The sequence below is a fragment of the Sphingomonas crusticola genome (genome assembly GCF_003391115.1).
GTDB classification, from domain to species: Bacteria; Pseudomonadota; Alphaproteobacteria; order Sphingomonadales; family Sphingomonadaceae; genus Sphingomonas_I; species Sphingomonas_I crusticola.
Genome location: NZ_QTJP01000001.1, coordinates 1,378,158 through 1,403,288 on the forward strand (window position 1 = coordinate 1,378,158; position 25,131 = coordinate 1,403,288).

A 25,131-nucleotide genomic window follows, 5' to 3' on the forward strand; every position below is an offset into this window, starting at 1 on the left:
TTGTAGCCGATGCCGCTCCAACTACAAAGTGCCCCGCCGGCAGGCTTGTCCGATCTGCGTTTGTGCATGGATGCGCGGATGCTCGTGACCGCTACTGGCACCGGCGTGAGCAGTTATGCGCGCCAGCTGGAGCGCGCGCACCTCGCGATCGGCGGCGACAATGCGCTGCTTGCCGACAGAGCCGACCTTGGCCAGCCTGCGCCCGCGCCGTTCGGCCGCGCCGGGCGATGGCTGCGCGCTTTGATACCTGGCGCTCGCCAGGCGCGGCAGCCCGAACCGGCAGGGGACGATCGACTGCTGTTCGCGCCCGATATCTTTCGCCTCGCGCAGGTCTATTTCGATATCCACCGCTGCCCACTGCCGGTCCGCCTCCCCGGGCGGCCGGGAATCATGCACTGGACCTATCCGGTACCAATGACCGTGGTCGGCTGGCGCAACCTTTACACCGTCCATGACGTCATCCCCCTGCTCCACCCCGAGCTCACCGATATCGACGGGCGCCGCTATCGCCGACTGCTCGACCGATTGGGAAAGAGCGCGACGCGCTTCATCGCCGTGTCGGGAACCGCCCGCGATGAAATTATCCGGGTGCTTGGCTGCCCACCGCCTTTCGTGATCGATTGTGGGCTTGCGGTCGATGCCACTCCCGCCGCTGCGGGCGATCTGCCGGCAGGGTTGATGCCGGGCGGTTTCCTGCTGGTTTGTGGCACCGTCGAGAGGCGCAAGAACGTCGCGACGGCGCTCGCCGCATACCGCTTGAGCGGGGTGACGATCCCACTTGTCATCGCCGGGCCGGATGGCTGGGGCGTCGAGGATGTCGCCGCCGAAATCACGGCAACGCCGGGCGTAATTCGCCTGCCCTACCTCGACCGCGCAGTCATGCGCGCACTGATCGGTCACGCGCGCGCGCTGCTGATGCCCTCGCTAGCGGAGGGCTTTGGGCTGCCGGTGGCGGAGGCGATGGCGCTTGGTGTGCCGGTGGCTACGTCAGACAAGGGAGCGCTCGCAGAAACGGCGGGCGGCGCGGCCTTGCTGGTCGATCCGGGTGACATATCCGGCCTTGCAGCGGCACTGCGCCGCCTATCGGGCGACGATGCGTTCGGCGCGATGCTGGCCAGGGCCGGGCTTGAGAACGCCAAGCGGTTCACGCCCGATCGTTTCGCGGAGAGATTGACGCGCGCCTATGGCGCCGTGATGGCGGACGGACCATGACCAGGCGCTCCATCGGCATTGACGGCTATAACCTCGCTTTGCCGAACGGCACCGGCGTCGCGACCTACGGGTTCATGCTCGCGGACACCCTGCGCGGTTCCGGTCACATGCTGACGGGCATATTCGGGGTCGATGCCGGCCGCGATGCCGCGATGCGCGAGGTCATGTTCTACGACCGGCTCGGCCAGGTTCCGCCGACCCCGCACCTTCGTCGCAAACGCAGCCGCCGCATCCTGCGCGCCGCGCTTCGCCCCTTCCATGCCGCCCACGCGGAGGAGGTGCCGCGGACCGACCGGGTCGAAACTTTCAACCTCGCCGAACGGCTACCCCTATTCGACCGGCTGGTGACGTCTCCCGACCTTTTCGAGGTCGCGCACCGTCATTTTCGGCTCTACGGCCGCTTCCTGCGCCTGCGGGTCGAGGCGCCGCCACAGGTGATGCACTGGACATATCCCTTACCAATCACGCTGGAGGGGGCGGTCAATATCTACACCTTCCACGATCTCGTCCCGTTGCGGCTGCCTTATACCACGCTCGATGCCAAGCAGGCATATCGCAAGCTGCTGGCGGGCTGCATCGCCCACGGCCAGCATATCTGCACCGTGTCGGAAGCCAGCCGCAGCGACATCATCGCCGAGTTTTCGATCGATCCGGCATTCGTCACGAATACCTACCAGGCCTCCCCCCTCAAGGCGCTGGACGGGGATGCAGCCGGCGATGCGGAAATCATCGAGAATATCTTCGGTCTGAAATGCCAGGGTTATTTTCTGCATTTCGGCGCGATCGAGCCAAAGAAGAATATTGGCCGCCTGCTCGAGGCCTATCTTTCGATCGGGAGCGCGGCACCGTTGGTGATGACGGGCAGCCGTGGCTGGCACAGCGAGGAGGAACTACGCCTGCTTGTGCCGGATGAGGAAGCAGATACGCTGCACGGCAAGCGCATGGCCGAACGCGTCCGGCGGCTCGAACATCTGCCACGGCCGCTTCTCACCCGCCTCATCCGCGGCGCCCGCGCGGTCCTGTTCCCCTCGATCCACGAAGGCTTCGGCCTGCCGGTTCTGGAGGCGATGCAGCTCGGCACGCCGGTACTGACGTCCAACCGCGGCGCGCTCGCCGAAATTGCCTGCGATGCCGCCCTGCTGGTGGATCCCTATGATGTAGGTGCCATCGCAGCAGGCATCCGCGCTCTCGACAACGATGCCGCCTTACGCATGCGGCTCGGAGCGGCCGGGCTCACGGCCGCCGGCCGCTTTTCGATCGAGGCCTATCGTGCGCGGCTGGACAGGATGTACGATGGCCTACTCGGCGATTGAGGAGGGCCGCTCGATCGGCTCGTCGCGCCTGCAATTGACTCTGGTGGATGCGCGTCTATGAAGCGCCGCCCGTTGGACCGCCCTTGGGGCTGGCGCGGGCTGCGGAAAATCAAAGTGATTTCAATACGTAATCGCGCATCCCTGCCGGACAGAATCTTCGGACACATTGCATGTGCCGCACTGGCTCTCTGCGTGCCCGCGGCCGCCTGGGCCGAGACGCTCGCCGATGCGGTTGCCGCGGCATACGACCGTAACCCGCAGTTGGTGCAGCAGCGCTATCTGCAGAAAGCGCGCGACGAGAATTACGTCCAGGCGCGCAGCCAATATGGTCCCTCGGTCACCGTCACCACGAGTGGTGGCTATCATTATCAATCGCTGAGCGGCCGCTCCGGAGACGCTGACAACCAGCAGACGAGCCTGTCGATCAGCCAGCCGCTCTACACCTCCGGACAGATTCGCGGCCAGGTCGCTGCGGCGCGCGCCGGTGTGCTCGGCGGGCAGGAACAGGTGCGGCTCGCGGAGCAGCAGATCGTGCAGGACGTGGTCCTGGTCTATGCGGGCGTGCTGCGCGACCAGGCACGGGTCGAGATTGGGCGTGAGAATGTCACGGTGCTGGAAGGACAGCTCCGTCAGAATAGAAAAAGGCAGGAGATCGGCGACGTTACGCTGACCGACGTGGCCCAGTCCGACGCGCGTCTGGCTGCCGCCGAGCTGCAACTCGCCACGCTCGAAGCCGATCTTGCCATATCGCGCGGTCAGTATCTGGAGATCGTAGGCCACAATCCCGGCGTGCTCGAGCCGCTGCCGCAATTGGGCGCATTGCCGCGGACGATCGACATGGCGTTCGATCTTGCGGAGCAGAATAATCCATCGTTCCTCATCGCCCAATATGTCGAGCAGCAGTCGAGCGCGAGCGCGGCTTCGACCCGCGGGCAGCAGGGCCCGACGCTCTCGGTCAGTGCCGAAGGCCGCTACTCCAACCGACTGCTCAATTTCGGCAGAGACCCCGGTACGAAAGACTTCATTACCGGCTTCACCCTGACCCAGCCGATTTTCTCCGGCGGCGCGATCCGTTCGCGTATCCGCGAGGCTGATGCCCGGAATCGCGCCGACCAGGCCGGGATCGACGTCGCGCGTCGCTCCGCCTTGCAGGCGGTGACCAGCGCATGGGTGCAATTGTCCGCGGCGCGCACGGCGGTCGTCACCGGCCAGCGCCAGGTCGATTCGGCACAGCAGGCCTTTGCCGGCATGAGCTGCGAGGAATTGAACGGGCTGCGCGCGACCATCGAGACGCTCAACGCCGAACAGGAATTGCAGAGCGCGCAGATCCAGCTCGTCGAGAACCGATACCAGGTTTACGTTTCGCACGCGCAATTGCTTGCGGCCGTCGGCGGGCTCAGCGCCCAAGCCATTGCCGACAACATCAAGGTCTATGATCCGGAGGCGAATTTCCAGCGCGTCCGCTATCGCGGCGTGACACCTCTCGACCTCGTCGGGATGGGTCTCGACCGGATTGGATCAGCCGGCCCGCGCGGCCCCTATTCACCGGATTTGGCGGGCGAAAATGTTCCTACTCCCGAAACCGTTCCGTTGGCGGCGGCACCCGGTCGCGAGCTGATGAACCGTCCGCTTACGCCGATGACGCAGAGCCAATTGCGCTTGCCGAACGGCGACAGCGCCCGCTGCCCGCTTTTGGGCCCACGCCCTCGCCGATGACGCACCGGTATTCCATTTGTGAGAAGATGACGCTTTCGTTCGGCGTGTCTTCCGCCCAAGGACAGATTTGACATGGCGACCAGACACACAGCCGGCGGCCCTCACCCACTCCCCAGCCCGCTGGCACGCGCGCTGCGCCTCGGCCTGGCGCCGATCGGATTTGCCGCCCTGTTCAGCCTGATATCGAACATGCTCTATCTGGCGCTGCCCATCTATACGAACCAGATCTACAGCCGGGTGCTGACCAGCCAGTCGGGCGCGACCCTGTTCGTGCTGTCACTAGGCTGCGCCTTTGTCTTCCTCGTCTCGTCGATCATCGATCATTACCGTGCCCAGGTTCTCAGCGGTTTCGGCGTCGTATTCGACCAGCAGCTTGCCAGCCGCACCTTTGCCGCTTTGTTCGACGCAGTGGTGCGGCGGCGCGGCACGCGCGCCCAGGCGCTACGCGATCTCGATAACGTCCGCAGCGCGATTGGCGGGCCGGCGATCAGCATCCTGTTCGACCTGCCATGGCTGCCGATCTTCCTGCTGATACTGTTCTTCATCGATCCCACGATCGGTGTCGTCACCTTGGGCGGCGGATTGGTGCTTATCCTGCTGGCCTTCCTGCAGGACCGCGCCACACACGGGGCGATCAAGCAGGCCAGTGAGGCGGCGATCGCCAGCTATGGTTTCACCGATGCCGCATTGCGTAACGGCGAAGTCGTCCGCGCGCTCGGCATGCTGCCCGTTCTCGGGCGGCAATGGGCCCGGAACCGTTACATCTCGGTCGCGGCGGGATCGCAGGCAGCGCAGAGTGGCGGCTTCTACTCGGGCGCCATTCGGTTCGTGCGGATGCTGATCCAGATCCTGATCATCGCGGTCGGGGCGTGGCTCGTGGTCGAGCGCAAGATTCCGTCCGGGCTGCTGTTCGCCAACATGATCCTCGCCTCGCGCGCGCTCGCCCCCCTGGAGCGCGTGGTCGGATCGTGGAAAACCCTGATCGATGCCCTCGAATCCTATAAGCGGCTGGATAGCATGCTGCTTGAATATGAGCCGCCCGAGCCTGTTACGCAGTTGCCGCGGCCGGATGGCCTGGTGACCGTCGAGCAGGTCAGCTTTGCGCCCGCCGGCGCACCGGCGCTCGTCCTGAGCGGGCTAAATTTTAAGATCGCGCCTGGCGACTTTGTCGGCGTCATCGGCCCCTCGGGCGCGGGCAAGTCGACCCTCGCCCGCCTGATGGTTGGCATCTGGAAGCCCAATAGCGGCACTGTGCGGCTCGACGGCGCCGACGTCTACTCCTGGGATCGCGAGGATTTCGGCCGCAACGTCGCCTACCAGCCGCAGGATACCGAATTATTTGCCGGGACGGTGCGCGACAATATTGCCCGCTTTCTGCCGGATGCCAGCGATGAGCAAGTCGTTGCCGCAGCCCAGCTGGCGGGTGCGCACGAGCTTATCCTGCGCCTGCCCAAGGGTTATGATACCGAATTGGGTGAAGGTGGCATGGTCCTTTCCGCTGGCCAACGCCAGCGGGTGGGGCTGGCGCGCACATTGTTCGGCGAGCCCCGCGTGATCATTCTCGACGAGCCGAACGCCAATCTCGATTCCGAGGGTGAGAATGCTCTCGTTTCGGCACTCGGCAAGGCCAAGCAGCGCGGCGCGACGATCGTGCTGATCTCGCACAAGCTGCCCATCTTCACGCACGCCGACAAAATCATCCTGCTCGTCAATGGCCAGGTCGCCGAATATGGCCCGCGCGATCAGGTCTTGGCGCGCTTCATGCCGAAGCGGCCGACCGAGCCCCAGCCCGGCCCGCGCCCCAAGCTGACGGAGGTCGGCTCGTGAGCAAGTTTGAAGATATAGTCCGGCAGGTCCGCGGTGAGCCGGCCATCCCCGCCACCCCCGATCACGGCTTCGCCGAACTCGATCGGGGTGAAAGCGAGATCATTCGGCTGCGCTTGCGGCGGCCGATCGTGGCCGGCTCGATCGTCGTGCTCGTGCTCGTATTCGGCCTGCTGCTGTGGGCATTCTTCTCGACAATCACCGGCGCGGTGGTTGCCGCAGCCCAGGTGCGGGTCGAGGGTAACAGCAAGGTCATCAAGCATCGCGACGGCGGGATTATCCGCCACATCTATGTTCGCGAAGGCCAGTTCGTGCGCCGCGGTCAGATGCTGATGCAACTCGATCCGATCCAGGCGCAGTCGACGGTCGAGGTATGGCAGGCGCAATATGACAGCGCATTGGCCGATATCGCACGCCTCCAGGCGCAACAGGCGGGATCGATGGAAATCCGCTTCCCGCCCGAATTGCTGGCTCGCCAGTCCAACCCCCAGGTAGCGGCCTTGCTCGTCGGTCAGCGCGCCCTGCACAATTCGACGATGATGCTCTACCGCAGCCAGGCGAGCGTGTTGCAGAGCCAGGCGTTGCAAGTACAGACGCAGATCCAGGGAATGCGAGCCCAAATGGCTTCGGTCGACATGCAATCCGGCTCGATCTCAGACGAACTCAGTGGCGTCCGCGAGCTTAACCGATTGGGCTATGCCCCGAAGACACGAGTGTCAGGCCTTGAGCGTGGCGCGGCGCAACTGAAGGGCCAGAAGGGCTCGATCCTGTCGGACATGGCCCGTGCGCAGCAGGGTATTGGCGGGATACGCATTCAGATCGCTCAGCTTGAGGAAAAGCGCCAGGCCGAGGCGGCGAGCGGCATCCGTGTCGATCAGGACAAGCTGACCGAGGCCGCCCCGAAATTGCGCGCCACATCCGAATCGCTTTACGAGACGGTCGTCCGGGCGCCGGTCGACGGCTATGTCTTCAATCTTACCCAATTCACCGAAGGCGGCGTCGCCCAGCCGAGCGAGCGGTTGCTCGATATTGTGCCAAGGGGAACCCCGCTGGTGCTGAACGCGCGCGTCCGCCCGAACGATATCGCCGAGGTACGCGTTGGCATGCCGGCCCGGATCACGCTGACCGCATTCAACCCGCGCACCACGCCGCAACTCGATGGCCGCGTGACGTTGGTTGCGGCCGATGCGACCGTGGATGAGCAGGGAGCGACCAGGGAGCAATATTACGCCGTCCAGATCAAGGTCGATCCCGGCCAGCTCGCGAAGATCGGCAATGGCGTGCACATGACTCCCGGAATGCAGGCCCAGGTGAACATCGTCACCGGATCGCGCACGATCATGGATTACCTGCTTGGTCCGATGACCGAAGCGATGCGCACCGCGTTGCGGGAGCGGTGACCGCGGGTGCGGTAAGGCCGGGTCCGCCGTCGCAGCGGGTCGGCTTTCTGGTCGGAGGTGTCCAAAAGAGCGGTACGACCGCCCTGTTCGATTATCTCTCCGAATTGCCGGACCTCGAGCTCCCCGCCGTCAAGGAAGCCCATTTTTTCGACGACGAGGACAAGGTGGATTGGGCGGCGCCCGATTATGCACGCTATCATGCCCTGTTTGGCGACCCGGCACGGTTGTGGGGCGAGGCCACGCCGATCTACCTCTATTGGCCCAACGCGCTCGAACGGATTCGCGCCTACAATCCCGCGATGAAGCTGATCTTTATATTTCGGGACCCGGTCGAACGCGCCTGGTCGCATTGGAAGATGGAATTTGCCCGCGGCAAGGAGACCGCGCCGTTCGCCTGGTCTATCCGCGAGGGCCGCGCCAGGATGGCCGGCACGGCCCCCTATCCCGGTTTCCACCGCGTCTTTTCCTATGTCGAACGCGGGTTTTACGGGCGCCAATTGGCCCACGCGCTTGATTTGTTCCCGCGCGAGCAAATGTTGTTGCTGGGATCGGGCATGCTTCGGCGCGACCCAGGTGCCACGATAGACCGGATTTGCGCCTTCTTGGGAATCGCAATGCCAACCGGCCCGATCACCCCCCGAATCTCCCGGCCGGCAGCCGAAATCGACTATCCAGCCACATTGTCCGAGGACGACGTGATATTTCTGCAACGCTTGTTCGACGACGAACTGCAGCGCTTTCACTCGCTCACAAATCACAGCATCGCGCTGGATTGAGCCGACAATGCGCCGGTTCGCCTTAAGTGACTGTCATCAGAAGGGAACAATTAGGGGCGATAACGAGTCTGGTCATTCCACCGGATATGCCATGATTCCCGTGGCATCCGGTCTTTTCAACGGTGACGGGCCGAGTTCATTAGAGGTTGCGCGGGTGCCGAAGCTTAGCTAAGTGTCCGACTGCGCTCGCTTGCGCTAACTGCACCCCGGTGTGGCTAGGCATGGGCGGAGGGCGCCTCCAGCTACCTTTAGGGAGGGGGGGCTTCGAACTACGCCCGGACTGTAAGGTTCATTTGGAGGCTTAAATGGCGAATTATATTTTTGAAAGCATGACGCAGTCGCAGGCGGCGGCGTTCACGGCAGCTGACACCCTGTTCTTCCTGACCGGCACTGCCGGTGGCGTCACGGTTACGCACGCCGCGGCAACCTCGGGCGGCCTCACTTCCACTGAAGAGAGCACGACCCTGAGCTCGGGCAACAAGACGCTTACCTTCCAGGCCGATGAGCTTGCTGGTGCGTCGGCTGCGCACGACCTGATCTTCGTTTCGGGCTCGGACGTGCTGGCGGTCGGCAGCGACGCCGTTGACACGATCAACCTCGCCACGGGTGGCTATGACACCCAGGCTGGCAGCGGTTCGCGCGTTTACGGCTTCGGCGGTAACGACACGCTGACCGGCGGCAACACCGATGACACGATCGATGGTGGTGCCGGCAACGACACCGTCAACGCCTTTAACGACGGTTCGGCGACGAGCCTCTCGAGCAAGGGTGACGTTCTTCAGGGTGGCGTCGGCAACGACATCATCAACGGGAGCGTTGGCAACGAGCATATCTATGGCAATGTTTCGGCGGGCGCTTCCGGCACCACCGACGGTGACGACACGCTCAACGGCGCTGGCGGCAACGACTACATCCAGGGCAATGCCGGCAACGACCGCATCGACGGTGGTGCCGACAATGACCGTCTGTATGGCGGCGCAGGCAATGACAACATCACCGGCGGGATCGGCAACGATTACCTGCAGGGCAACAAGGGCGCAGACCTTCTGAACGGCGAAGCCGGCACGGATGAGCTGCACGGCGGTGCCGATAACGATACCCTTGGCGGCGGTGCGGACAACGATCTGCTCTCCGGCGATCTGGGCGATGACCTTGTCGTCGGCGGCGCGGGCTATGACCTACTGACCGGCGGCCTGGGTGCTGACAAGTTCCAGTTCGCGGTTGGCGATGCTAGCACTGCGGACGTGACCTCGTCGACCGGCCACAACTTCACTGATGCGGTTTACGACTTCAGCAAGGCTCAGGGCGACACGCTCGACATCACCGTTGCAACGGTCAACGCCGTTCTGACGGACACGACCGGCACGACGGTTACGAATGTGGACGGCGCGCTGGCGATTGCCAACGGTTTGTTCGCAGGCGCAGCCAATGCCAGCGACGTCGTCGCGATCCAGGTTGGTGCGGATACGTACCTGTTCTGGAGCGATGCCGGCAGCACGACCCAGGTCGACGAAGTTCTTCGCGTTCTCAACACGACCGCGTCGGCTGTTCACACGGATTGGTTCTCCTAATCTCGTAGAACCTGTCAAAAAGGAGAGCCGGTCCGTCGGGACCGGCTCTTTTTTTATGTGCCGCGCCGGTCGGGATGAAGATGGTGGCGAAGCAATTTGGGCGTCAGGCTACCAGCAGTTCGTCGATCAATGCCAGCCACGCTGCAGTGCCCCGCGCGCGATCATAATCCTCTAGGGCACGCCGCCGTGCCGCCACGCGCATTGCAGTAAAAGAGTTGGGCTCCGCAACGGCCTCCCGCATCGCCTGGCTCAGCGCAGGCACATCGAAGAAGGGCCGCAAAATCCCCTCAACGCCATCCGTAATCGCCTCGCGCACCGGGGCAGTGTCGGATCCGATCACCAGGCACTCGGCCGCCATGGCCTCGACCAGCGACCAGGAAAGCACGAACGGATACGTGTAGTAAACATGTGCCCATGAGATGGAGAAGGCATCGATGAGCGTTGCATGCGGCACCTTGCCCAGGAAATGGACGCGTTTCCTGTCCAGCCGATCGCCCAGCTCGTCGAGCAAATAGGACTGCCAGTCGCGCCCATTGGGGCTGGCCACGCCATAGCCGTTCAGCGCGGCGCTGCCGATAATCAATACCTCCGCGCTGGGGCACGCCGCCAGGAATTCGGGCAGCGCGCGCATGAAGATATGGAAGCCGCGCAGGGGCTCCAGCGTGCGGCTCACGAACGTGACGACCGGCGTCGATCGATCGAGGCTTCGGCCATCAGGAATTTGCACGGCAGCATGCTCGCGACGTTGGGCATGGTCCATATCCACGCCTTCATGGATGACGCGAATCAGCTCCTGCAGCGCCGGGGGATAGCTGTCCGCCTGGAAGCGCGTGGGGCAGACAATGCGATCGGCATAGGCCGCCGCCAGCACCTGTGTCGCATTCTTGGCGTGCACGCGGACATTGGCCGCCAGGCTTTCGGCGCCGAACTCGGGATCGAAATTGATGTCACCGCCATGGCTGCGGTAGAGCAATTCGCCGAAGATGATCATCCTCGCGTCCGGCCAGATTTCTTTCAGGAACAGCGGCTCGCCCCATCCCGGGTGGGCGATGATCACGTCCGGCGTGAAGCCATCCTGCTTGAGCCGGCCGGCGGCCGCCGCAGCGGCAGCGCCGCGAATGAAATCCGCTTCCGCCCGCGTGGCAATCTCGAAAACGCCTTTCGTGGAGCCGCGATCATTGCTCCACCGGCGTAAATCGACACCCGGCCGCCCCGCAGCGGTCTTTCCCCCCAATGCCGCCACCTTGTCGCCGCGCGCCAGCAAGGCATCGGTGATGTGGGGGAATTGGCCGGGAAAGTTCTGATGGACGACCAGGATGTTCGCCATCAGAGCGTAATTTCCCAAGTGCGGGCGATCACGATCTTGCCCCGGCGCGTCACGCTGTATGCGGCACGATAGATCCCCGCCTTCCAGCCACCAGCCTGCGCCTTGCGGCCGGCGAAGAGCAGCACCTGCGCCTTGTCGCGTTCCAACGCGGGGGCGCGATTGTCGGCAAGGACCGCCCCGTCCGGCCCTTGCAGGATCAGGCGTTGAACATCGCCTGCCTGCAAGCCGATCGATTGCACAAAGGCCACCAGCGGCGATTTGCGGGTCGGCCTTGGCGCCAGCTCGCTGCCGGCATCCTGCACCTGACCCATCGTTACCGGCGCGCCGGCAAAGCCCGAGACCAATATCTCTCCCTCACGGTAGGGCGGGGTGGCAGCCCACAGGCTGCGGCCGCCCTGACAGGCATTCGCCGGTGCGCCCCAGGCGAACGGATCGATCGATTTGCTGTCGTGACGCACGGACAGATGCAGATGCGGGAACTCGGTGTCGCCCGACAGGCCCACTTTCCCCAGCACCGTACCCGCCCTCACCGCATCCCCCGGACGCACAACGATACTGCCGCGCGCCATGTGGCAATATTGCGTTTCCCAGCCGCCGCCGTGATCGACCACAAGACCATTGCCGCATTCCTGCCCGGCCACAGCTCCAGCCGAAGCGTCCCGGATCGAACGATCGGCCAGGCCGTCGCGGCTTCGCAGGACCGTGCCCGGCGCGGCCGCCAGCACGTTCACGCCCCGGCGCTGCGCCATCATGCTGGGCAACCGAATGTCGGTGCCATCATGCGCCTGATAGGTCCGGCCGTGACAGGCATAATCTCGCACCGCAGGGCCGGGATCGTCGTCGCGATAGCTCTGGATGGCGCAGGTTGTTCCAAGCGAACAGGCGACAGGAAAGGCAAGACGAGGCGGTGGCGACACTGGCGCGGCCGCGCCTAGCAGCAGCAAGGGCAAGGCGACAGCAAGGCCCTTCATAGCAACGCCTCCAATCGCGCAATCATCGGCGCGGCACGCCCGGCGATGGAACGGTGCTGCCAAACATAGGATTGCGCGCCAGCCGCGCGGGCGCGTGCGGTATCGCGGTCGTCTACCACCTGACGCAGCGTCTCGAGCCAGTCTGACGCATAGAGTGCGACATCTCTCGCCTTTCTATCGACGCGATAGGCATCGCAGTCCTGGACGACCGGCAACATCCCCAGCGCGGCATAATCGAGCAGTTTGATATCCGACTTGGCGCGATTGAAGCGCGTGTCCGCCAGCGGCGCCAAACCGGCATCGTACGGCCCCTGCGCGCGCAACCAGCGGACGAAGCGGGCGTAGGGAATGACCTCGGCGGGTGGCGATTGGCGGCGGAGCCAGGAGGCCGGCTCGATATCGGCTGCGATACCGATGAGGGTCAGCTCGAACCGGCCGGGCCGCTCCTCCGCGAGTTGTTCCAGTGCAGGGCGGATCAGCGCGAAGTCTGACCCGTGCGTGCCGGTCCCCATATAGAGCATGCGCACCACGTCTTCTCGGAATGGCTCGGGCCGGTGCTGGCGCCAATCCCGCCAGATCCTCGGATCGAGCGCATTGGGCATGATCGCGTGACGATGCGCCACGTGTGTGTAGAGACGGGCAAGCTCAGATGTGGAAAACCACGTCTCGGCGGAAGCGGCGATCGCGCGCTCGATCGCCGCATTAAGTGGCCGGTAAAGCGCGGCCTCGGGGTGATCCTCCATCGCCACGAACGCGTCGTCGACATCCACCACCAGCGCAGCGCCGAGCTCGGCCAGGCGTGCGACCAGCATATCGACCGCCGCTTCGGACGGAAGCGCGGCGCGCTGGACAATGCAGATGTCGCATTGCGGCACCTCCGTGTCGGCGCCGCCGACGCTGATCCGCGCGCGGCCTGTGACCGTCTCGTGGGTGAGTGGCGCGATGAGGCGTATTGTTGCCGAGCTTTGCGGGCCGTGCGGACCATGCGCCACAATCAAGTGGATGCGGATCGACTTCGGCAGCGGGCTAGCCGTGGGAAGCGGTGGAGGTGCTTGCGGTGGCACCGCGAAGGGAGGTGCTAGCCCGAGCGCGGTGAGCGTATCGCCCACCAGCCGACGCGCACGAGCGTCGAAGCTATGATCCGCCATGACAGCCTCCGCCGCGCCCGGCACGCGCGGTGCGTGAACCAGCCGGTCCGCCACGCGCTGCAGTTCGGCCGGTCCCGACACTTCGGCGACAGCCGATCCGAACGTCCGCGCAATTGAAGGCACCCGATCCGACAGCGCCTTGCCGCCGGCCGCGACGATGTCGAACAGCCGGTTTGACAGCAGACCGAACGCCGCCATCGACGGCCAATGATCGTTAAGCACTGCGCCCGCGCCAGCATACATCGCGCCCAGCACGCGATTGTCGACATTGTCAGCCTTGACCAGATCCTGGGACACCAGCCCTTCCCAGCCCCCGCCGTAAATCGCCGGCGGCCGCTCCGCCTCGATCGCCCAGCGCACGATCTCGCGCTCGATCCCGCGCGAATTGCCGACGAACAGCAGGTCCGGGCCAGCGGGCGGATTGTCCAGCGGATGAAAGCGGTCCGGATCGGTCGCCTGCAGCAGCGCGCTTACCGGCGGGCGGACGATATGATCCAGCAGGCCGGCATAGCTTTCCGAGGCGACATAGACGCGCGAATAACGGTCATATTCCTCGTACGAAACCTGATCGGGGTGGCTGATATTCCATAGATAAGCGAGTTGGCCGGGGCGCGGCTCATAGGCGATGAGCCCACGCAGGCTGATGGCCACATCCTCGTCCGCCAAAGCGCGCCCGCCCCACCTGCCGCGAAAATCGACATGGACATCATGGCCCAGCCGCCGAATCGCCTCTGCGAGCGAGTCTGCGAAATGCCAGTCGCCCCAGGCATCCTTTTCATGCTCGGGCGCGGCGATCTTGATCGCGAAGCTTAACTTCAGGCGCTCGAGAAAAGCCGGGCTCCCGACCTCCAGTTCGAAGCGGTTCTTGGTCCAGACCAGCTTCTGGAACGCTGCAGGTTCGGCGGTGGTGATGCGGCCGGGGTCCGCTTTGCCATCATGATAGTCGCAACCGACGAACGGCGCGTAGCCGACATTGCGATTTTTGCCGACGCGCAGGATCAGATCCCAGTCGACCATGCGCCGCAGCCGTGGATCGAACGCGCCGACCGTCTCTATCAGCGCGCGGCGGTGGCAGAAGGCATTGAGGTCGACATAATTCTGGCTAAGGCACGCCTCCCAGTCGAAATCGTCGCCGCGATAGCCGGTAAGGTGGCCGAGATCATCGCGTAGAGCGATGGCGCTATAGGCGGCGTCGACGCGCTCCGCCGTCATGAAGCGGGTCATCACCTCCAGGAACCAGCCCATCCAGCGATTGTCGCTGTCGAGATAGGCAACGATATCGCCAGTGGCGGCCGCCAGCCCGCGATTGCGCGCTGCCGAGACGCCGCCATGCGGCCCATCCAGCCATCGCACGCGCGGATCGCCGAGGAAGGGGGCAACCGCCGCTCGTGTCTCGTCGGTCGATCCGTCGTCGGCGACGATCAGTTCGAGATTCTCGTGCGTCTGCGACAGCACCGAACGGATGGCTGCCGCGATCGTCGCTTCGCGATTCCAGGCTGGCATGACCACCGACACGCGCGTCGCTGCCGCCGCAGCCACGACTTTCGGGGGCAGACCCGCAATGCGGCGTAAGAAAGCCGCCTCGCCGGCCACGTCGAAATGCCGATAGAAACGGCGCGGCCGGTCGTCGGCGGCTTGATATTCCGGCCGGCTGATCGGGATGGCCACTCGCCCCTCGCGTGCGCCAACCTCCACGAAATGGCGCAGCGGATCTCCGGTCACGTCGTCATAAGCTGCCCGATAATATGCCCCGTCGAACAGGGGGCCGGTCGATCGCCCCTCGACGGCGCCATGATTGGTATAATGTTCGAACGGATGGACTCCTGCCGCCGCCAGATCGGGATGGACGCGCAGATAAAATTGGGTTGAGAAATAAGGGTTGGGGTCGAGGGCGTCGGCATCGCGCCCGTGCCGAATGTAATCTACCAGCGGATTGCGAGCAGCGATCAGAGCGGACAATTCCGCGTCAAGCGGCGCCACGAACCGCTCGGCGCGCTCGACCAAAGTGCGGATGACCGGCGCCTGATCGGGCGATCCCGGCGCGCACCCCAGGGTCAGCTGACCCTCGTCATCTACCAGTCCGATCTTGCCGCCCAGCGCGACTGGTGCCAGCCCGATCAGCCGTTCCAAAGCGTGCGCGAGCGTTCCGTCGCGCGTCGCATCATGGCCTTCGAATTCGGCCAAGGCAGCGATGCGTTCAAGCAAAGCAGGCCGCACCCAGAATAATGTGCCCGCGAAAAAGCCCCAGTCCGCCAGCGGATAAAGCGGCGCCATCAGCCTGGGCGCGAGCACGGACAATATGTCGGCGTTGCCGAACTGATGGCTGGCCGCGGATTTATAGAGTGCCGCCGGCCCGGCCAGCGTCAGCTCGGGGTGATCCTCAAACGCACTCAGGATGCGCGTGACGAGCGCGTCATCCCGGATCAGTCCGTCATAGGCGATCGCGCGCCATTCCGCGGCATAGCCCGAATCGCCTTTCTTGGTGTGGAGGTGACAGACCGCCCCATATCCCTCCTCCCGAATTGTCGGCAAAAGGTGGAGAAGCGGGCCGATGTCCCATCCTCGATTTGGCGTCTCGATCCGCAGAACGCGACCCGGAATCCTGTCGAGCGCCCGATCGACGTCGGCATCGAGCACGTCGGGAAATGTCGCCAGCACATCGATGTCCGGACGACCCAACCGCGCCACGCGGTCGATCAGTTCAAGCGCGACATCCGGATAGAAGAGATGAAGGTGGATTGCTGCGCGCATCAGCGTCCGCTGCTCGGCGCGTTCATTCGCCGCGCCATCTGCCGGGCATAATAGCCGGTGTCGAATAACGGGCTTGGGTCATAGCCTTTGGCCGCGCCGACCTTCAGATAATGGTCGATGGGATCGAGCCCGCTGTCTGCCACATCCGGATAGCGGCCGAGATAATAATCAGCATCGAACAGGCCGCTACCGCGGATCAATGCCGCATCGCCCGATGGATCCGGGGCGGCCGTCGCTTGCGCGGGTATCACCTCTGCCAGTTTCGCTTGGTCGGGCTCGGGCTGGGCCTCGGGCTCGGCCTTGCCCTCGGGCTGCGCCGTACCGGCGCGGCTGTGGCGCAGTGCATCGTGCACGATATCGCCCTCCAGCCATGGCGCCGCGTCGAGCATGGCATAGGCGCGGTCGAGCCGGTCGCGCGCCGTATCGTCGTCGCGTGCCATCAGCGCACGCAGTCCCGCATCGACCGCCGCAACAATGCCTGCCAGCGGCTCCTCCAGTGTAGCTGATCCCATGCGATGATGGCGTAACCCGGGGTCGAGGAAGGCGTCGATCTCGGCGGAAGTCCGGTCGTCAGGCTGCCACCCGTCCCGTCCCACAAGCAATGTGAGGCGCATGAGCGTATCGCGCCAGTCGGCCAGCATGCCGTCATAGTCGACGATCGCGCGCGTCATGCCACGTGTCGCACGCTCCGCATCGATCATGTGCCGCAGCCACAACAGATGCGCATAAGCCGGCGTCGTCCCGTCGCGGGTCTCCAGCGATCGGGCAATCTCGCCCGGGTTGCGCAGCATCAACGACGCGCGCGGTTCGATCCCCATTTCCTGTAGCACGTCCGCGACAACGGGCACGAAGCGGCACTGACGCGGATCCTTGATCGCCAGCAAGGGAGCCACGCCCCATGCGGCCTCGATCGCTTCACGCATGCGTGCCTTGCGCGAGCGCAGTCCATCCTCGCTGAGGCGCGACAGATCGAGCGGACGCGGATCAAACCAGCTCGACCGCGCCACCCGCAGCAACTGATCGTCGGCTTTTACCAGCGCCTGCGATTCCCAATATCCCCGCGCATTGTCGCCGCTCGCCTCGATCGCATCTTTGGGCAACGCTGCGCCGAGCCGTCCGAGCAGCCACGTCAGCGCCGACGTCCCCGAGCGGTGCATGCCCAGCACAAGGATCGCGACGCGGCTCATGCGGCGGTTTCGTCGGCGGCGGGCATATAATCCGCAATCATCCGGCTGACGTTGAGCTCGATCATCGCCGGGGTGACGTGCGCCAGATCGTCTTCCCACGCGATTGCGCGATCCGACATGGTTACCGTCTCGAACGAAGGGAAATAATCGACATGATCGAAGCTGCGTACGGCGACCTCGGCGGCCGCACGAAGCGCGGACTTGCTGTAATTATTGGCCGTCAGCACGTCGCCACCGGTAAAAGAGCGATGCAGTGGCACAGGCGAGACGGTCAACAGCATGCGCTGCGCAGGATTGCGCGCGTGCAACGCCGCTACCAGCCGCATGACTGCATCAATCACCTTTTCAGGCGAAAGCACCTCGAAAAAGAAGCGGCCGGGATGCCGGTCGATCACGGCACGCGGGACAGCATCGTTCAGATAAAGCTGCTCGGCCTCATCCCACCACGCCTCTACCAGGCCCAGCGTCACGATCACCAGCGCGCTTTCGGCGATCGCTTCCGCGTAGAGGCGGCGAATGCGTTGGCGCCGCTTCAGGGCCCGCTCGCGCGTCACCGGCTCGTGGCTATGCAGCTGGCCGTCCCACCAGGCATCGTCCCCGAGTTCGATCAGGAAACGGCCACCATCATCCTCCGCGTCGAGCTGGTCGATCTCGTTGAGCATCGAGAAGGGGGTGTATTTATTGAGGATGCCGGTCCGCAGCATGGACCCCTGCATGAGCTCGTTCTGGGGGATTTGCAGGTCGAGCGTCGGAATGCGCAAGCCGTGATCGCGCAGCGCGATCTCGATGTTGCGGGCGAAGCAGGAACCGATCGTGAAGACAGACGCGCCGCGTGCCAGCGTGAAGCTCGGCACGATCGCCGGCTTGGCCGTTGGCTCGATCCGCGCCGAGCCGCGAACCGGCCATTTGGCGGCACGCTGGCGCATCGTCGCACGATAGGCGTCTTCCGCCGCCACTCTGGCAAATCCGTCGGCCATCGGCGGGATCGGTAGCGAGACCGCGGGAAGAGGTCTAGTTTCCGCCGTACCGGCAGCGGCGCTAGAAATCCTCCAATGCCCGGATCAGCGCCGCGCCATAAGCTTCATTGCCGTGTGTCGGATCGGCGGCATATTCGGGTTTCAGAAAACCGTCTTGATCCTGAACCTGCAGCGGCACCGGCATGAAGCGCGCACCAGCCGCCTCCACAGCGGTGCGCATCAGCCGGGAGGCAAGCCGCCATGCCCGCCAGCGGAGGCCCGGTGGCGCCACCGTGATCGTGCCGGGGCTTTGGTCCCGAAACCATGCTTCCGCGCGTGCTGCGATGAATTCCTCGTCGCGGAGCGGCGGCGGACTTTCGATGTGGATGAAGCTGCCGGCGAGCTCACCCAGCAGGCGCAGGCGCGCAAAGTCCGGCTGCATCTTTGCCGCCAGCGCAGCCCGCACCAGCGCCTCCGGCACGATTTCCGCATCCGGATCGAGCGGCGGCCTTTGGTCGTAGCCGGAGAGATGGAAATCGAACGGGCGCGGATGGCGCATCAGCGTCAGCATATTGTGCGCATTGCCGCCGATCACCGAAGCGACGCGCGGCCGGTGGCGCACGATCTGGTCTTCGATCGCGGCCGCCAGCCTAGGGCCGAGCCGGGCGCCGCCGTAATTGTCATTAGTCACGCCTTCGAACTCGGGGGCATGCACCGCCTCCAGCGTGTGGATCACGCGCGTGCGCGGCTCGTCCGGATAGGTTTCGCGATGCGTCTTGGCGGCTGCACGGATGGCAGCGACGTGACTTTGCCCGATGGCGAGCAGATTGATGCGCTGCGGACGGCGATCAGGCATCTTCGCCGTCGAGCATCGCCTCGTCGCACATCGTCTCCACCCAGCGCGTGATGTCGGCCGTGAACCGATCCTGCGGAGCCCTCTGCTCCCCTGGCGCGGAAGTACCCTCGATCCCGGCTGCATGGCGCAGGAAGACCCGCATCACGTGCTCTACCCCTTCTTCCGTCACCTCGCGCAGATCGTCGGCGAAGAAGCGCCCGCGCGCCTGCGGGCCGGTGACAATCTCGTAGGAGGGGAAATAGAACACCCCCTCGAGCTCTTCGGCCGCCTCCTGTGCGGCCACGCGCAGGACCGACTTGGAATAGATCGTCGCCGGCAGGACATGATTGCCTGACGCAGTCGCCGCAAGCGGAACGGGTGACACGGTCAGCACCACCCGCGCAGCCGGGTTCACCGACCGCAGCCGCTTGACGAATGCGCCGATTTGGGCACGCACCTCGCCGGCCCGCAGATTGCGGAATTCATGGCGGTTTGGGTCGAAGGCTCCTCCTGCCACACCCGGGCAGAGCGGGAAGGCGGCACCGTCCTCCTTCGATATCCAGGCCTCGGTCAGCCCGAGCGTGAACACCAATATGTCGAGCGTCTCGAACGCTTCGCGTACCCGCGCGAGATGTTGCGTCCGGTCCGCGCGCATCTCCGCCTCCGATGCGAAGCCGCCAGGCTGAATGGTGGGGCGGAACGGATCGACCACGCCTCCGCCATCCGGCGCGGTCCAGACGTCCTCGGCAGGCGCAAACCGGCCGTAAGCGCGGTCGAACAGCTGGACGAGCTGCAGCGTCGTGTAGATGTTGCCGTAGCGTGCGGTGTAGAGGCCATAGCCGGCTGCCCGGGCCGCATCGTCCGGCACGATCGGATGCGCTGCCTCGCAGACGAGATAGTTGAAGCCCGACGCTGCCAGGTGCCGGGCGACATGCTGCGCGAAGCAGCTTCCGGCAGTCGCAACCTTGTCCTCCGGCGTGATGCGCAGGAAGTCGCCCATGATAGGATCGACCTCGGCGCCGGCCGCCGCCACCGCGCGTCGCCAATAGGCGCCGTTCGGCAGGTGGCGATAGGGATGATCGGCCATGGCGCGCATCTCCCACGTAGTATCGCGCGGAGCAACCGCCTTGACTATCAGCCGCCTTGCTTCGCAGCTGCGCTTTTTACCGCCAGCCGCCCGCCCGCAGGACCGTCTTCCCTCCCCGGGACAGCGAGAATCACCTCATCGGCGCCGCGGAGCGCCTCGCCATCGACCATAAGACTAAATCCATGATGTCCGTCCCCGATGCGGGCCTGTGCGAGATCGGCGCGATACATATCCGCCGCTGCCGACGCCACGATGCGGCCGTCGACCCTTGCCTCGATTACCGGCGTGGCACCCGGCCAATCCGGCGCGTGCAGCCATCCGTCGAACCAGATATCGCCGGAACCATCCAGGATGAGCGCATCTTCATTCCGGGTGGCAGCACCGCGCACGGCATCGAGATGCCCGGTCACTCTAGCGGGGGTGGCATCGGCAAATCGGTCGATGCGGGCTTCGGCCGGCTCCTTCCCGTCGAGCTTCAGCGCAATACCGAGGCCCGCCTGGTGAATCGCAGCAGTCGCGAAACCGAGCAGGCTGATCGCGTCAAAATAGTCGAATCGTCGCTGACGGAGCGCGTCGATGAAACGAGCGCGGTCGACATCCGCCCATAGCGGAATTTCAACTTCGGCAAACAAACCCGCGAGCGCCGCACGGACTTCCGGCACGCGGTTGATCGACCATTGCCAGCTGCCGAAAAAAGCCGAGCCGGGCGCGGCAAGCACCGGCGGAGCGGATGCGATTCCGAGGGCTCGGTCCCAGCTCTGGTGCGCGAACGGCAGATCGAGCAGTTCCGGCGCTGCAGCCTCGATCAGCTTGAAGTGGGCGAGCTCGGCCTTCCGCTCGGCGGCGGTCATCTGGAAAGCGAGGCGCATCAGCGCCGGCACGCCGAGGGGCAGAATCGGCTGACGCTCGAAGGATTTGATGCTGCGGATTCCCCCTAGCCAGTTGGGCACCCGATTTTGCCAGTAGAATAAGTCTGGCAGGTCAGGCTCGTCGGCGCCGGCGGCACGCGCCGCCGCCATCTGTTCCTCGAGCTGCTCGGCCAAGTGTGCACGGGCCGGCCCCCGCAGCAGCTCCATCGGATCGAACGGCGCCTGCAGCCGGACCATCTCCACGCCATCGCGGGGCCCCTCCGGCACGCGCTTGGCATAGCCTTTGAGGACCTCACCAAGATGGCCACTGACCAGCGTTGCCTTGCCGATAGTGCGGCCGCTGACATTGTCCCAGCCGCCCATGGCGCCATCCGTCTGCCAGGCGATAATTGCCAGCAGACGCAGGAAAGCGCGGGGCGGCAGATCCGCGGGAAGGTCCGAACCAAGCGGTGCCTCGCGACGATGGGGTATGCCGATCTCTCGCGCAAGCTGCGCGCCGACCACGACATCGGGGTGGCCGGCATAGCCCCGCGTGAACAAGGTCAGCCGATCGCGCAGCCCAGCCGCCAGCGCGATCGCGAGTACCACCCGGCTGTCCTTGCCGCCGGTAATCGGCAGATCGAGCGTCGCGCCATTGGCCGCCAGCCGGACAGCCGCCTTGGCCTGCTCCAGCCCGGCGGCCAGCAATTCTTCTCCGCCATGAACATAACCCCGCGCTGCAGGAAGCTGCAGGGCCGTGACATGGCTAACACTGCCCGTGGCGAGTGCCGTCATGCGGCCGCCTTGCGGCAGCTGACGCGCCGCCGCCCATGCGCTGGCCGCGCCGACGCGATAACCGATCGCACCGAGCCATAGCCCGGCGCGACTGTCCGGCCGCCGGTCGCCTGCCACAGTGGCGACAAAGGCGGCCCGGTTAGAGAGGATGGGTGCGCCTTCGCTATGATGGAAGATCTGGTGAAGCCCCGCCGGATCGCCGAAGGCCTCGGCCGTTCCGCAGGGATGAAGCCGCAGGATCGCATATTCGCCGGCGATGTCGGCCGGCAATGTCTGGCCCGGCCGCGCCAGCAATGCTGCGACTGCCTGGGCATCGAGCAGGGCCGCCTTGTCGGAGCCGATCCGCCATATCAGCCCGTGAATGATGCAGGTCCCGCCGCCTGGATCGCTCCAAAGCTGCGCATCGGCACCGTAGAAATGATTGGCACACGCAAAGACGCTCAGCTGCCAACGCCCCTGCGCGGTATCGATCGCGACCCGGGTCACGCGCTCCGGTACGATCGGAGCTTCGGCCAGCAGCGCGCAATGGAGTCGCTCCGCCGCGCCCGGCGCAGCCGTTTCGTGCCAGATCGCGAACAGCGCCATGTGCCGACCTTAGGACGTGATCGGCAAGGAGGCGAGCGCCGCGCCGAAGCACGACGAGCGAACGTCTACCTAAACAGCCTGTCCAGCAACGGATCGAGATACAGGATCGAAGCCAGCCGTCCCCACCGCGTCCTGTGCCGCAACTTCCGCCGCAGCCGTTCGCGTGTCTTGGGCAGCCACAATACGGCCGGATGTTCGGTCAGCAGGCGTTCGGCGATCGCCAGCGCCTGGTCGAGCGCGCCGCGTGCCTCATGATGCAGCAGTAGATTGTGGGAGGCATAAAGGCCTTCGTCCGTCATCGCGAGCGCGCGTTGATGGACTTCATAGGCGGCGCGATAATCGCCGGCGGCATCCAGCGCCGCAGCCAGCTGGCTGTGATAGGCAGGGTTATCCCCCTGGGTCTCGACCGCCAGCGCCGCCAGCGCCACCTTCTGGCGGGCGCGGTGCGGCAGGACACGCTGGGCGAGTACGAAAAAGTAATGACCGGATTGGCGCCGCCGCCGGCGCAGCTCGCGCGCGAACGCCCTATGATCGAAGCCGCCAGCTTCGACATGCCCCAGCAGGCGGCGCAGCATATCGGTTTCGGCGAGATAGCCGCCAACCGGGTGGCCGCCGTGCGGAATGGGAATGCCGCGCGTGGGCGAGCGGGCGGCAAACAAATCGAAATGGCGGCGATCGTGCGGATCGCGCGGATCGTAGACGATATATTGGGTCGCGAGCGGCGGCACGTCGTCCCCGCGAAAGACGATGCGCGCGACATCGTCTGCCCAGCGCCGGTCGAAGGGCACGACCGCAGGGTCGACGCTATATTGCGGCGAGAGCGCCAGCCCGATGGTCGCACCGCAGGCGGAGCCGTAACGCAGCGCCGCGAAGCCGCCCATGCTGGAGCCATAGGATATTACCTGATCATATCCGGCCGTCGCCGCGGCAATCGCGGTGATCGCGCCAGGCAGTTCCGGATATTGATACCAGTGATTGTCACGGCTCAGCACGTGGATCGCATCCACGCCGCGGCCACGGAAATAGGCTTCGCCAAAACCCGGACGATCAAGCGTCCGATTGTCGGTATAGGAGTCGAACGTCACATAGCAGGTTGAGCCGCCGAAACCGCCGACGCGGCGGACCAGCAATTCGTCCGAACGGAATAACTCCTCTGCCGAGACCAGGGCCCCTGGCTGGATATTCATTGCATTGAGCCTTTGGCGGCCCCGTCGATCGCCAGCAGCGAGCGCAGCAAGATCTCAAGTTGGTCGAGCGGCCATGCATTCGGCCCGTCGGATTTGGCCTGCGCCGGATCGGGATGGGTTTCCATGAACAAACCGCTGATACCAACCGCAACGGCCGCCCGCGAAAGCACGGGAACGAATTCGCGCTGCCCGCCTGAGCTGGTGCCGTTGCCACCCGGCAGCTGCACCGAATGGGTGGCGTCGAACACCACCGGACAAGCGGTATCGCGCATGATGGCGAGCCCGCGCATATCGACGACGAGATTATGATAGCCGAAGGAGGCACCACGCTCGGCAACCATCAACGTCGATGGGGCGAGGCCCGCATCGGCGGCCGCCGCACGTGCCTTTGCAATGACGTTGACCATATCGCCCGGGGCCATGAACTGGCCCTTCTTGATGTTGGCCGGCTTGCCCGAGATGGCGACTGCCTCGATCAGGTCGGTCTGACGGGCGAGGAAGGCGGGCGTTTGCAAGACGTCGGCCACCTGGGCCACGGGGCGGACCTGATGCACTTCGTGCACATCGGTCAGCACCGGCAACCCGGTCTCTGCGCGCACCTTCTCGAGGATGCGCAAACCCTCCTCAAGACCGGGGCCGCGAAAGGAGCTGCCCGCGCTGCGGTTCGCCTTGTCGAACGAGCTCTTGTAGATCAGCAGAATACCCAGCCGGTCAGCAATCCCTCGCAGCGTTTCCGCCACGGCCAGCGCCATCGTCTCGCTTTCGATCACGCACGGGCCGGCGATCAGGAACAGGGGCTCGCCGAGGCCGATGCGGCGGCCGCACAAATCCCAGTTCGGTTCGCTCATTCCAGGCCTCTCGCCGCCAACGCTGCCTCGATCGGCGCGACGTCATGCGGATTGTTCAATTCCCAGATGTCATAGCCCGGCGCCGCCACTTCGACCACCCGCACGGCCATGCCATGTTCGACAAAACGCAATTGTTCGAGCCCTTCGAGCAACTCGAGCGGTGTGGGTGCGAGCGTCGCGTAGGCTTCCAGTGCGGAACGGCGATAGGCGTAGACGCCGATGTGCAGGAATATAGGCAGCGACGGATCGCCGACCTGCGAGGGCGCGACGTGGGGAATGACTGCCTTGGAAAAATAAAGACCATCGCCGTTGGCACCGACGGCAACGGTCGTACCGCCAACACGACCCGCCTGTTGGTCGGCAAGCAGGCGTCGATGGATTTCCGGAGTGGCACGCACCGCCGGGGTCGCCACCTGGATGGCGGGATCGGCGGTCATGGCGTCCAGCAGCGCCGTAACAAAGGCTGGCGGAGTCAGTGGAGCATCGCCCTGGAGATTGACGACGATATTTTCGTCGCCCAGCGCTTCGAGTGCCGCCGCGCAGCGCTCAGTGCCGTTACGTGCGCTCTCCGGCGTCATCACAACGTCGCCTCCGAAACCCTGCGCGGCGCCGGCTATGCGATCATCGTCTGTCGCGATCACGACGCGCGACACGTGGGGCACCGACATGGCGGCGTCCCAACTTCGACGGATTAGTGGCTTCGCGACACCTCCCGCGCCCTTCAATTCCACCAATGGCTTTCCGGGGTAGCGGGTCGAGGCGTAGCGCGCGGGGACGACGATGGCCGCCGTCAT

18 protein-coding genes are annotated in these 25,131 nt (G+C 64.9%); 7 read left to right on the top strand and 11 right to left on the bottom strand.

Annotated features, from left to right (window positions below; all coding sequences use genetic code 11):
- Window positions 1-78: 78 nt before the first annotated feature.
- The 7 genes from DX905_RS06390 (at window position 79) to DX905_RS16380 (ending at window position 9,812) form a co-directional block, all read left to right on the top strand.
- Entirely contained in the window at window positions 79-1,212 is a 1,134-nt protein-coding gene (locus DX905_RS06390; RefSeq protein ID WP_162875495.1) for a glycosyltransferase family 4 protein, read from the top strand.
- A complete protein-coding gene (locus tag DX905_RS06395) occupies window positions 1,209-2,525 on the top strand; it encodes a glycosyltransferase family 4 protein (RefSeq protein ID WP_116090606.1) in 1,317 nt (438 codons plus the stop codon). The genes DX905_RS06390 and DX905_RS06395 overlap by 4 nt, the downstream gene beginning before the upstream one ends.
- 192 nt (window positions 2,526-2,717) lie before the next feature.
- Window positions 2,718-4,241, top strand: coding sequence for a TolC family outer membrane protein (locus DX905_RS06400; RefSeq protein WP_162875496.1), 1,524 nt, complete (start codon window positions 2,718-2,720; stop codon window positions 4,239-4,241).
- Window positions 4,242-4,313: 72 nt separating this feature from the next.
- Window positions 4,314-6,068: a type I secretion system permease/ATPase gene (locus DX905_RS06405; RefSeq protein WP_116090608.1), complete on the top strand. Its 1,755-nt coding sequence runs from the start codon at window positions 4,314-4,316 to the stop codon at window positions 6,066-6,068.
- Window positions 6,065-7,465 carry an HlyD family type I secretion periplasmic adaptor subunit gene (locus DX905_RS06410; RefSeq protein WP_240320748.1) on the top strand — a complete coding sequence of 467 codons (1,401 nt, stop codon included), beginning with the start codon at window positions 6,065-6,067 and terminating at the stop codon, window positions 7,463-7,465. The genes DX905_RS06405 and DX905_RS06410 overlap by 4 nt, the downstream gene beginning before the upstream one ends.
- Complete coding sequence (locus tag DX905_RS06415) at window positions 7,462-8,241, top strand: sulfotransferase family protein (RefSeq protein ID WP_116090609.1); 780 nt, start codon at window positions 7,462-7,464, stop codon at window positions 8,239-8,241. Before DX905_RS06410 ends, DX905_RS06415 begins: the two co-directional genes overlap by 4 nt.
- 305 nt (window positions 8,242-8,546) lie before the next feature.
- Window positions 8,547-9,812, top strand: a complete 1,266-nt coding sequence (locus DX905_RS16380) for a calcium-binding protein (protein WP_116090610.1) — start codon at window positions 8,547-8,549, stop codon at window positions 9,810-9,812.
- 103 nt (window positions 9,813-9,915) lie between these two features.
- Here the strand turns inward: DX905_RS16380 and DX905_RS06425 are convergent, their stop codons facing one another.
- The 11 genes from DX905_RS06425 to DX905_RS06475 form a co-directional block, all read right to left on the bottom strand.
- Entirely contained in the window at window positions 9,916-11,139 is a 1,224-nt protein-coding gene (locus DX905_RS06425) for a glycosyltransferase (RefSeq protein ID WP_116090611.1), read from the bottom strand.
- The gene (locus DX905_RS06430; protein ID WP_116090612.1) at window positions 11,139-12,110 is read right to left on the bottom strand and encodes a M23 family metallopeptidase; all 972 of its coding nucleotides are present in this window, start codon (window positions 12,108-12,110) and stop codon (window positions 11,139-11,141) included. The genes DX905_RS06425 and DX905_RS06430 overlap by 1 nt, the downstream gene beginning before the upstream one ends.
- Entirely contained in the window at window positions 12,107-16,009 is a 3,903-nt protein-coding gene (locus DX905_RS06435; RefSeq protein WP_116090613.1) for a glycosyltransferase, read from the bottom strand. Before DX905_RS06435 ends, DX905_RS06430 begins: the two co-directional genes overlap by 4 nt.
- Window positions 16,009-17,196 carry a sulfotransferase family protein gene (locus DX905_RS06440; protein WP_116090614.1) on the bottom strand — a complete coding sequence of 396 codons (1,188 nt, stop codon included), beginning with the start codon at window positions 17,194-17,196 and terminating at the stop codon, window positions 16,009-16,011. The genes DX905_RS06435 and DX905_RS06440 overlap by 1 nt, the downstream gene beginning before the upstream one ends.
- Window positions 17,193-18,173 (bottom strand): GSCFA domain-containing protein, encoded by a 981-nt coding sequence (locus DX905_RS06445; protein WP_116090615.1) that lies wholly within the window; start codon window positions 18,171-18,173, stop codon window positions 17,193-17,195. Before DX905_RS06445 ends, DX905_RS06440 begins: the two co-directional genes overlap by 4 nt.
- Before the next feature lie 61 nt (window positions 18,174-18,234).
- Window positions 18,235-19,008, bottom strand: coding sequence for a hypothetical protein (locus DX905_RS06450; protein WP_116090616.1), 774 nt, complete (start codon window positions 19,006-19,008; stop codon window positions 18,235-18,237).
- Window positions 19,001-20,074: a GSCFA domain-containing protein gene (locus tag DX905_RS06455; protein ID WP_116092380.1), complete on the bottom strand. Its 1,074-nt coding sequence runs from the start codon at window positions 20,072-20,074 to the stop codon at window positions 19,001-19,003. Before DX905_RS06455 ends, DX905_RS06450 begins: the two co-directional genes overlap by 8 nt.
- Before the next feature lie 47 nt (window positions 20,075-20,121).
- Window positions 20,122-22,302 (bottom strand): hypothetical protein, encoded by a 2,181-nt coding sequence (locus DX905_RS06460; protein WP_116090617.1) that lies wholly within the window; start codon window positions 22,300-22,302, stop codon window positions 20,122-20,124.
- A gap of 65 nt (window positions 22,303-22,367) precedes the next feature.
- Window positions 22,368-23,489, bottom strand: coding sequence for an alpha/beta hydrolase (locus DX905_RS06465; protein ID WP_116090618.1), 1,122 nt, complete (start codon window positions 23,487-23,489; stop codon window positions 22,368-22,370).
- Window positions 23,486-24,337 carry a 3-deoxy-8-phosphooctulonate synthase gene (gene kdsA / locus DX905_RS06470; RefSeq protein ID WP_116090619.1) on the bottom strand — a complete coding sequence of 284 codons (852 nt, stop codon included), beginning with the start codon at window positions 24,335-24,337 and terminating at the stop codon, window positions 23,486-23,488. The genes DX905_RS06465 and kdsA overlap by 4 nt, the downstream gene beginning before the upstream one ends.
- Window positions 24,334-25,131 (bottom strand): 3-deoxy-manno-octulosonate cytidylyltransferase, encoded by a 798-nt coding sequence (locus DX905_RS06475; protein ID WP_116090620.1) that lies wholly within the window; start codon window positions 25,129-25,131, stop codon window positions 24,334-24,336. The genes kdsA and DX905_RS06475 overlap by 4 nt, the downstream gene beginning before the upstream one ends.

Bases quoted from the DNA above. Each gene is read 5' to 3' on its own strand.
- DX905_RS06390 (WP_162875495.1), top strand. From the start codon at position 79: ATGCTCGTGACCGCTACTGGCACCGGCGTGAGCAGTTATGCGCGCCAG.
- DX905_RS06395 (WP_116090606.1), top strand. From the start codon at position 1,209: ATGACCAGGCGCTCCATCGGCATTGACGGCTATAACCTCGCTTTGCCG.
- DX905_RS06405 (WP_116090608.1), top strand. From the start codon at position 4,314: ATGGCGACCAGACACACAGCCGGCGGCCCTCACCCACTCCCCAGCCCG.
- DX905_RS16380 (WP_116090610.1), top strand. From the start codon at position 8,547: ATGGCGAATTATATTTTTGAAAGCATGACGCAGTCGCAGGCGGCGGCG.
- DX905_RS06425 (WP_116090611.1), bottom strand. From the start codon at position 11,139: ATGGCGAACATCCTGGTCGTCCATCAGAACTTTCCCGGCCAATTCCCC.
- DX905_RS06430 (WP_116090612.1), bottom strand. From the start codon at position 12,110: ATGAAGGGCCTTGCTGTCGCCTTGCCCTTGCTGCTGCTAGGCGCGGCC.
- DX905_RS06435 (WP_116090613.1), bottom strand. From the start codon at position 16,009: ATGCGCGCAGCAATCCACCTTCATCTCTTCTATCCGGATGTCGCGCTT.
- DX905_RS06440 (WP_116090614.1), bottom strand. From the start codon at position 17,196: ATGAGCCGCGTCGCGATCCTTGTGCTGGGCATGCACCGCTCGGGGACG.
- DX905_RS06445 (WP_116090615.1), bottom strand. From the start codon at position 18,173: ATGGCCGACGGATTTGCCAGAGTGGCGGCGGAAGACGCCTATCGTGCG.
- DX905_RS06450 (WP_116090616.1), bottom strand. From the start codon at position 19,008: ATGCCTGATCGCCGTCCGCAGCGCATCAATCTGCTCGCCATCGGGCAA.
- DX905_RS06455 (WP_116092380.1), bottom strand. From the start codon at position 20,074: ATGGCCGATCATCCCTATCGCCACCTGCCGAACGGCGCCTATTGGCGA.
- DX905_RS06460 (WP_116090617.1), bottom strand. From the start codon at position 22,302: ATGGCGCTGTTCGCGATCTGGCACGAAACGGCTGCGCCGGGCGCGGCG.
- DX905_RS06465 (WP_116090618.1), bottom strand. From the start codon at position 23,489: ATGAATATCCAGCCAGGGGCCCTGGTCTCGGCAGAGGAGTTATTCCGT.
- kdsA (WP_116090619.1), bottom strand. From the start codon at position 24,337: ATGAGCGAACCGAACTGGGATTTGTGCGGCCGCCGCATCGGCCTCGGC.
- DX905_RS06475 (WP_116090620.1), bottom strand. From the start codon at position 25,131: ATGACGGCGGCCATCGTCGTCCCCGCGCGCTACGCCTCGACCCGCTAC.